Source organism: Mesorhizobium sp. M1322 (assembly GCF_040318085.1).
In the GTDB taxonomy this organism is placed as follows: Bacteria; Pseudomonadota; Alphaproteobacteria; order Rhizobiales; family Rhizobiaceae; genus Mesorhizobium.
Genome location: NZ_JAMYLP010000197.1, coordinates 1 through 1,737 on the forward strand (window position 1 = coordinate 1; position 1,737 = coordinate 1,737).

The 1,737-nt window shown below is 61.6% G+C and carries 2 protein-coding genes and 1 pseudogene; all 3 read right to left on the bottom strand.

From position 1 onward, the window contains the following. A partial coding sequence (locus NKH12_RS30330; RefSeq protein WP_352956468.1) for an ABC transporter permease occupies positions 1–562 on the bottom strand: 562 nt, incomplete at its 3' end. Between the two features lie 8 nt (positions 563–570). Beyond that, a complete protein-coding gene (locus NKH12_RS30335) occupies positions 571–1,551 on the bottom strand; it encodes an ABC transporter permease (protein WP_352956469.1) in 981 nt (326 codons plus the stop codon). Next, positions 1,533–1,737, bottom strand: a pseudogene (locus NKH12_RS30340) (ABC transporter substrate-binding protein); the annotation flags it as partial. The gene NKH12_RS30335 and the pseudogene NKH12_RS30340, both read right to left, overlap by 19 nt.

Genomic DNA, 1,737 nt, shown 5'->3' on the forward strand with positions numbered 1-1,737 from the left:
GTGCGTTGGGCAGGATCTCGCGGAAGATGATCCAGCCGAGACCCTCCCCGCGCAACTTGGCCGCTTCGACGAAGTCCATCGCGTTGATGTCCGCAGCAACCGCGCGTGAGAGGCGGTAGACGCGCGTCGAACTCAGAACCCCCATCACGAGAATGAGCGTCACGTTGTTCGTGGGCAGCACTGACAGGACGACGAGGCCGAATATCAACGTTGGTATCGCCATCAAAAGATCGACGACGCGCGACATCAGCATGTCGACCAGACCGCCGAGGACGGCCGCCGTAAAGCCGAGGATGGCGCCCAGAGAGAAGGACAAGGCGGTGGCCATGCCGGCGATAAAGATCGTGATGCGGGCGCCATACATCATGCGCGAGAGCAGGTCTCGCCCGAGATTGTCAGTCCCCAGCCAGTGCGCCGACGACATCGGCTCCCATACGTCGCCCACGATCTCGCCATAGCCGTGTGGGGCGATCCATGGCGCAAAAAGCGCGCCGATCACTAACAGCCCGGTCAGGTTTAGGCCGATCCAGGCCCCGAGGGGGATACGCTTAAAATTGATCATCATCCCTCCTACTTCGGATGCCGCAGGCGCGGGTTGGCAAGGATCGCGGCGACGTCCGCGACGATGTTGAGCCCGATGTAGACCGCAGCAAAGATGAGTCCGACCGCTTGAACCACCGGCACGTCGCGCTTGACGACGTGGTCGACCAGATATTGCCCCATGCCTGGATAGACGAAGATCACCTCGACCACGACGACGCCGACCACCAGGTATGCCATGTTGAGCATCACGACGTTGATGATGGGCGCGATGGCGTTCGGAAAGGCGTGCTTACGGATGATATCTAAGGCGGAAAGGCCCTTGAGCTCGGCCGTCTCGATGTAGGCCGACTGCATCACGTTCAGGATCGCCGCACGCGTCATGCGCATCATGTGCGCCAGAACGACAAGAACTAGAGCGATTACCGGCAGCACGATTCCTCTCAGCTTCTCGAGGAAGGGCATTCCGTCATGGACCGTCGAGATCGACGGGAACCACTGCAGCTTCACGGCAAGGAACAAGATAAGCAGATAGCCGATGAAGAATTCAGGCAGTGACATGGAAGCTAGCGCAAAGCCCGAGATCGCCTTGTCGATCGGACCGTTGCGGTAGCGCACGGCCAGCAGCCCGAGGATGATTGCGAGGGGAATCGACACGACGGCGGCACAGAAGGCGAGGGACAGCGTGTTCCACAGCCGCGGCATCAGCGTCACAGCGATCTCCTGTCGCGTGGTGAGCGCGCTACCGAGATTGCCGGTCAAAACCCCGCCAACCCACTGGAAGTAGCGCACAATGGCGGGATCGTTGAGACCGAGCTCCCGGCGCAGATTGGCGACCGCCTCGGGCGTGGCGGACTGACCGAGGATGGACTGGGCCACGTCGCCTGGAAGGAGCTGGGTTCCCGCGAAGATCAGCACGGAGACGGCGAAGAGGAGGAGAATGCCCAGCGCGATGCGCTGGGCAACCAGCCTCAGAACGGGCGAGCCGCCGTTCACGCTTCGAGCCAGCATTGCGCCAATGCGTAGCCGTTGCACATATCCCGCGCAGGATGCTTCACGAAGCCTTTCACGCCCGGCCCAGTCGCATCGATGAACTGGTTGAAGAACGGCACGATCACCCCGCCCTCGTCCCGAAGGATGATGGCCATTTCGCGATAGAGGTTCTTGCGCTTGTCCTGGTCGAGTTCGGCGCGCGCC